Raw genomic sequence first — 6,628 nt, 5'->3', positions numbered from 1 at the left:
CCGCCGCAACCTCGCGGGCCGCTCCCTGGGCCTCACGCCGTCCGCCCGCTGACCGAGCAGCTCGACCGCCGGCGCGCGTCGGGCGGTTCCGGCCGCGCGTCGACCGACTCGCGCCCTCGTGTGCGGATGCGCATCGACCTGCACACCCACTCGTCGGCGTCGGACGGCACGGACGCCCCGGCCGACCTGGTGGCGGCGGCCGCGCACGCGGGCCTGGACGTGGTCGCCCTCACGGACCACGACACGACGGTCGGGTGGGACGAGGCCGCGGAGGCGGCGGCCCGGCACGGCGTGCGGCTCGTGCGCGGCACCGAGGTCTCGGCGAGGTCGGCCGGCATCAGCGTGCACGTCCTGTCCTACCTGCACGATCCCGACGCACCCGCCCTGCGGGGCGAGCTCGCGCGGTCCCGGCGCTCGCGCGTGCACCGCGCGGAGGCGATGGTCGAGCGCCTCGCGGCCGACGTGCCGATCACCTGGCAGGACGTGCTGGACCACAGCGCGGACGCCGTCGTGGTGGGTCGCCCGCACATCGCCGACGCGCTCGTCGCCCGCGGCGTCGTGCCCGACCGGTCGGCCGCGTTCGCGCACCTCCTGCGGTCCGACGGCCCGTACCACGTGCCGCACTACGCCCCGTCGGCGGCCACCGCGGTCCGGGCGATCCGGGCCGCGGGCGGCGTCCCGGTCTTCGCGCACCCCGGCGCCGACGCGCGCGGACGCGTCGTGCCGGACGAGGTCTTCGACGAGCTGGCCGACGCCGGTCTCGCCGGGCTCGAGGTCCACCACCGCGACCACTCGCCGGCCCAGGTCGAGCGCCTGACGGCGATCGCCGGGCGGCTCGGGCTGCTCGTCACGGGGTCGAGCGACTACCACGGGTCCGGGAAGGTCAACCGGCTGGGGGAGAATCTCACCGAGCCGCACGTCCTGGCGGCGATCGAGGAGCAGGGGCGTCTGCCGGTGCTCGGAGGGTAAGGAGTCCGCGTGTCGACAGTGCTCGACGTGCACCTGTTCGCGTCGGTGTTCATCACGCTGTTCGTCATCATGGACCCCCCGGGGACCGTCCCGATCTTCCTCGGGCTGACGAGCGCGATGTCCCGGGTGCAGCGCAACCGCGCCGCGCGGCAGGCCGTCGCCGTCGCGTTCGGCGTCGTGGTGGCGTTCGCGCTGTTCGGCCAGTCGCTGCTCAGCTACATGCACGTCTCGCTGCCCGCGCTGCAGGCGTCCGGCGGCCTGCTCCTGCTGCTCGTCGCGATGGAGCTGCTGACCGGCAAGATGGAGGAGCCGCAGCCGTCCGGGAACACCAACGTCAACGTCGCCCTCGTCCCGCTCGGCACGCCGCTGCTCGCCGGTCCCGGTGCGATCGTCGCGACCATGGTCTTCGTGACCCAGTCCGACGGGTCCGCCGCCGACTGGGTCGCGATCGCGCTCGGCGTCCTCGCGGTCCACGTCTGCCTCTACCTGGCCATGCGGTTCGCGAACGTCATCCACCGCGTGCTGGGCGAGTCGGGCACGATCCTCGTCACCCGGATCGCCGGTCTGCTCCTCGCGGCCATCGCGGTGCAGCTCGTCGCCGACGCCGTCGAGGCGTTCATCAAGGCCGCCTGACCGCCGGCCGTCGCAGCGGCCCCGAATCGGTCGAGCCGCTCACGCCGGACGCCCGTCACGGCGCATCCCGTCGCAGGGGCATCCCCGCGGCAGGCGTCGCCCGCGGCACCGACGCCCGAAGGGCGCGCACCCCGTGCGGGATGCGCGCCCTTCGGGCGTGCTGCTGAGGAGGCGTCAGGCCTCGGCGGAGGCGGACGGAGCCGCGCCGCCCTCGACCGGGCGACCACCACGCGTGCGACGGCGGTTGCGCGACCGGCTGCGACGGGCGCCGCCCTCACCGGGCTCGCCGCCCTCGGTGCGCGGTGCGTCGGAGCCGCCCTGCGGCTGCTCGGTGTGCTCGGCACCCGCGGACGTCGCGGCCCCCTCGCCTGCGCCGCCACGGGCGCCGCGGCGACGGCGGCGGCCGCCACCCTCGCGGGGCGCGTCCTCGTCGCCTCGCGGCTGACCGCCGCGCTGCTCGCCGCCGCGCTGCTCGCCGCCGCGCTGCTCACCGCCTCGCTGCTCGCCGCCGCGACCGCGCGACCCGGCGCTGCCCGTGCGCGCACCCGCGCCGCCGCCGCGCTTGCCCGTCTCGCCCAGGTCCTCGATCGCCTCGGCGGCGAGACCCGCGCGGGTCTGCTGCGCCTTGGGGAGACGACCCTTGACGCCCTCGGGGATGTCGAGGTCGGTGTGGATGTGCGGCGACGACGAGTACGTCTCGACCGGCTCGGGGATGCCCAGGCCGAGCGCCTTGTCGATGAGCGACCAGCGCGGCATGTCGTCCCAGTCGACGAACGTGACCGCGGTGCCCTTGTTGCCCGCGCGGCCGGTGCGGCCCGTGCGGTGCAGGTACGTCTTCTCGTCCTCGGGGCACTGGTAGTTGACGACGTGCGTGACGTCCTCGACGTCGATGCCGCGCGCGGCGACGTCGGTCGCGACGAGCACGTCGACCTTGCCGTGGCGGAACGCGCGCAGCGCCTGCTCGCGGGCGCCCTGGCCGAGGTCCCCGTGCAGGGCGCCCGCCGCGAACCCGCGCTCGACGAGCTCGTCGGCGACCTTCGCGGCGGTCCGCTTGGTGCGCGCGAACACGATCGTCAGGCCGCGACCGTTCGCCTGCAGCATGCGGGCCAGCAGCTCGACCTTGTCGAGCGCGTGCGCGCGGTAGACGACCTGCTTGATGTTCTTGACGGTCTGGCTGCCGTCGTCGTCCGGGTCGGCCGCGCGGATGTGCGTCGGCTGCGTCATGTAGCGACGCGCCATCGCGACGACCGCGCCGGGCATCGTCGCCGAGAAGAGCATGGTGTGGCGCGACGCGGGCGTCGCGGCGAGCAGCGTCTCGACGTCGGGCAGGAAGCCGAGGTCGAGCATCTCGTCGGCCTCGTCGAGCACGACGGTGCGCACGCGCGTGAGGTCGAGGTGGCGCTGCTTGAGCAGGTCGATCATGCGGCCCGGCGTGCCGACGACGACGTCGACGCCCTTGTTGAGCGCCTCGATCTGCGGCTCGTACGCGCGCCCGCCGTACACCTGCACGACGCGGACGGTGCGACGCGCGGACGCGGTCGCGAGGTCGCCGGCGACCTGCACCGCGAGCTCACGGGTCGGCACGACGACGAGCGCCTGCGGCTTGCCCGGGGCGGGGAGCTGGTCGTAGCCGTCCTCGCCGGGCGCGACGACCGCGTTGAGCAGCGGGACGCCGAAGCCGAGGGTCTTGCCGGTACCGGTCTTGGCCTGGCCGATGATGTCGTGCCGCGACAGGGCGACCGGCAGCGTCATGGCCTGGATCGGGAACGGGTGGGAGATGCCCGCGTCGGCGAGCGCCTGGACGATCTCGGGGCGGACGTCGAAGTCCGCGAACGACGCGTCGACGGCCTGCACGGACGAGGCGGTCGAGCGCAGGGGGCGTGTCATGGGCGCGGCGAGCGCGCTGGCGGCGGAGGTGTCGGGGGCGTCGGGGGAGTCGACGGTGGTGCCGGGGTCGGTCGTGGTCACGTTCGCTTCTCACTGCGCAGGGTGGTGGTCCGCGCGCTGTCCAGGAGCGGCCGGCGATCGCGGCGGTCCCGGGCGACAGCGGTCACCACGCGGGTTGGCCGGCAGCCGATCGTGAAAGTCGCTCGCGAGCCGCTGCGGACGTGCGTCCGGCGCTGCGCGAGCCGGTCCTGGGACCGGGGACGGCGTCCCCTCCGAGACGACCGGGCAACCGATGTACCCCCCCAGCCTATCGGACGACCCTGTGCACCGTTCCGCGCACGGCGGCGTGGCGTCGGCATACGATCCACGGATGACCACTCCCGCACGCACGGCCGGTCCCGACGACGCGCCCTCCGCCGGTCCCCGACCGTCCCAGGCCGACACCGTGGAGCTGCTCGGGCTGGTCGCGCAGCTGGAGCAGGTCGCCTTCGCGCGGCTCGCGGCCGACGCGGCCGTGGCCCCCACGACCGACCAGCGGCTGCGGCTCAGCGGGTTCGCCGCCGCCGCGATCGCGCGCCGCGACACCGTGATGGCGCGGATCACCGAGCTGGGCGAGGACCCTGTCGCGGCGGTCGCGCAGTTCGACCACGTGCTCGACGACTTCGACGCCCGCACACAGCCCAGCACGTGGTGGGAGCGCCTCCTCAAGGCCTACGTCGGCTACGGCGTCGCGGACGACTTCTGCCGGGTCGCCGCCGACGGGCTCGACGAGGAGTCGCGTCGCGTCGTGCTCGCGGTCCTCGACGACGCCGCGCACGCCGAGCTCGCCGTGGCCGAGCTCGACGCGGCGGGCTCCGACGACGGCGTGCTCAGCTCGCGGCTCGCGCTGTGGGGCCGCCGGCTCGTGGGCGAGGCGCTCGGCGTCGTGCAGCGGCTGCTCGTGCAGCGTCCCGGGCTCGTGCGGCTGGTGTCGAGCGGCACCGGTGACCCCGCGGTCGCCCCCGCGCAGCAGGCGGACGGCCGGACCGCGCCGGCCAACCCGCCCACCAAGCTCTTCGGCGAGCTCACCGCGCAGCACACGCGCCGCATGTCGCGCCTCGGCCTCACCGCCTGAGCCCCGCGCACGACGAGGCCCCCGCGACCGACCGGTCGGCGGGGGCCTCGTCGTGCGTCGTCAGATGCTGCCGAAGCCCACGCGGGCCTTCGTCTCGGAGCCGATCTCAACGTAGCCCAGCGTGGACGTCGGCACGATGACCCGACGGCCGCGCGTGTCGTGCAGCTCGAGCACCGCCTTGCCGTCCAGCGCAGCGGCGACGGTCGCCGCGACCTCGTCGGGCGTCTGGTCGGTCTCCAGGACGATCTCCCGCGGCAGGTTCTGCACGCCGATCGTGATCTCCACGGCCATGTCTTCCTCGTCCTCCAACGTCGTCCGCTCGCGAGCGTCCGGGCCCACGGGGCCCGCCTGGACGATCCTAGGCGTCCTCGTAGACGAAGTCGGGGCGGACCAGGCCCGCGACGCCGCCCCAGGCGAGCTGCGTGACGAGCTCGGCGGTCAGGCCGGCGTCGGCGACGGGCGTCGTGCGCAGGCGGTGCGTCGCCGCACCCTGCGCCATGGCGATGAGCGAGACGGCCAGCGTGGCGGACGCGTCGTCGGCGAGGCCCGTCACCTGGGACAGCACGCGGGCGATGCGGCGCGCGGCCTCGGACGACGCGTGCTCGACGCGGGCGCGCACGTCGGCGTCGTGCGTGACGTCCGACTCGAACAGCAGCGTCGAGGACTCCCCGGCGACGTCGACGAAGTCGATGTAGGCGCGGACGATCGCGGCGATGACGTCGCGTCCCGCACCGCGCTGGACCGGACCGGCCTCGAGCGGGGCGACCGCCTCCTCGACGGCCGCGAGCAGGTCGGAGCCGCACTGGTCGACGACCGCCAGGTAGAGGTCGAGCTTCGAGGGGAAGTGCCGGTACAGCACGGGCTTGCTGACCTCGGCGCGGTCGGCGATGTCGTCCATCGAGACGTGGTGGAAACCCTCGGACGAGAAGAGGTCCTGCGCGATGCGCAGCACCTGGGCACGGCGCTCGTCGCGGGCCATCCGCGGGCTGCGCGGCCGTGGGGGCGAGCCGTCGGTCCCGTCTGTCATCCCGGCATGGTAGCGACGGCACGTGTCCGGGATGCGACGATGTCCGCGTGACCCCGCCCGAGATGCCCCGTCCGGACGAGCACGTCCGTCGTGCGCCCGGACGCCGGACGCCGGGCCGAGGCGTCCGAGGTCGCCGCGTGGCGCTCGCGTCGGCGGTGGCCGCCGCTGGCCTGCTGCTGGGGGCCGGCACCGCGACCCTGACGCTGCCGGGCGTGTCCGCGTCCGGCGCCATCCGCGGTGCGTTCGCGCTCTCGGTGTCGTCGGGGCAGGTCGCGGGCTCCGGCGCGGTCGTCGCGGACGACGAGCAGGCGCGCGCCGCCGACACGAGCCGGTCCGCGGCGCGCGAGCCGGACCCGACGCCCACGTACGACCCGCTCCTGTCGACCGACCCGCCCGTCGTCGCTCTGCCCCCTGGTCTCACGCTCGTCGACGTGCAGGCCGGGCTCCTGTCCGCCGACATCCCCGAGCGCGCCGCAGGCACCTTCACGGCCGTCCCGGGGAGCGACCCCGGACCGGGGACCGGGGAGGTCCGGACGATCCGGGTGGAGGTCGAGGACGGGCTCGCCGTCGACGGCGCACGGTTCGCCCAGACCGTCATGGCGACCCTCAACGACCCGCGCGGGTGGGGCGCCGACGGGTCGGTGTCGTTCGCCCGCACCGACGGTCCGGCCGAGTTCCGGGTGACCCTCGCGTCGCCCGAGACCGTCGACGACCTGTGCGCTCCGCTCGACACGAACGGCCAGGTCTCGTGCGGGCGCGCCGGCAACGCGGTGCTCAACCTGCGGCGCTGGGTGCTGGCGACCCAGGAGCTCGCGGGGGACAAGGCGAGCTACCGGCAGTACCTCGTCAACCACGAGGTCGGGCACCTGCTCGGTCACGGACACGAGAAGTGCCCCGCCCCGGGCGCCCGCGCACCGCTCATGCAGCAGCAGTCGTACAAGGCCGCCCCGTGCGTCCCCAACGCGTGGCCCTTCCCGTGACCGCCGGCGCGGCCCACG

General features: G+C 75.2%; 7 protein-coding genes. 4 read left to right on the top strand and 3 right to left on the bottom strand.

All coding sequences use genetic code 11. The features are described from left to right. The first annotated feature begins 126 nt into the window (after positions 1-126). On the top strand, positions 127-969 hold the full coding sequence (locus OMK64_RS16315) for a PHP domain-containing protein (protein WP_272729414.1): 843 nt from the start codon (positions 127-129) through the stop codon (positions 967-969). A 9-nt stretch (positions 970-978) separates the two neighbouring features. Continuing rightward, positions 979-1,602: a MarC family protein gene (locus OMK64_RS16310; RefSeq protein ID WP_272729411.1), complete on the top strand. Its 624-nt coding sequence runs from the start codon at positions 979-981 to the stop codon at positions 1,600-1,602. A 174-nt stretch (positions 1,603-1,776) separates the two neighbouring features. Here OMK64_RS16310 and OMK64_RS16305 read toward each other — a convergent pair whose 3' ends face one another. Continuing rightward, on the bottom strand, positions 1,777-3,489 hold the full coding sequence (locus OMK64_RS16305; RefSeq protein ID WP_272729413.1) for a DEAD/DEAH box helicase: 1,713 nt from the start codon (positions 3,487-3,489) through the stop codon (positions 1,777-1,779). 370 nt (positions 3,490-3,859) lie between these two features. Here OMK64_RS16305 and OMK64_RS16300 point away from each other — a divergent pair, with 370 nt between their 5' ends. After that, positions 3,860-4,603, top strand: a complete 744-nt coding sequence (locus tag OMK64_RS16300; protein WP_272729410.1) for a ferritin-like fold-containing protein — start codon at positions 3,860-3,862, stop codon at positions 4,601-4,603. A gap of 60 nt (positions 4,604-4,663) precedes the next feature. On the opposite strand, the gene OMK64_RS16295 is transcribed toward OMK64_RS16300, so the two are convergent. Together OMK64_RS16295 and OMK64_RS16290 are read right to left on the bottom strand one after the other, a co-directional pair. After that, positions 4,664-4,888 (bottom strand): DUF3107 domain-containing protein, encoded by a 225-nt coding sequence (locus OMK64_RS16295; protein ID WP_272729412.1) that lies wholly within the window; start codon positions 4,886-4,888, stop codon positions 4,664-4,666. Positions 4,889-4,961: 73 nt separating this feature from the next. After that, complete coding sequence (locus OMK64_RS16290; RefSeq protein ID WP_168679395.1) at positions 4,962-5,630, bottom strand: TetR/AcrR family transcriptional regulator; 669 nt, start codon at positions 5,628-5,630, stop codon at positions 4,962-4,964. Between the two features lie 137 nt (positions 5,631-5,767). On the opposite strand from OMK64_RS16290, the gene OMK64_RS16285 reads away from it, so the two are divergent. Further along, complete coding sequence (locus OMK64_RS16285; protein ID WP_272729409.1) at positions 5,768-6,610, top strand: DUF3152 domain-containing protein; 843 nt, start codon at positions 5,768-5,770, stop codon at positions 6,608-6,610. Positions 6,611-6,628 lie beyond the last annotated feature (18 nt).

The sequence above is a fragment of the Cellulomonas fimi genome, from assembly GCF_028527925.1.
Lineage (GTDB): Bacteria > Actinomycetota > Actinomycetes > Actinomycetales > Cellulomonadaceae > Cellulomonas > Cellulomonas fimi_C.
Note: the sequence above shows the minus strand (reverse complement) of the source record. Positions and strands in the feature narration are given on the sequence as shown.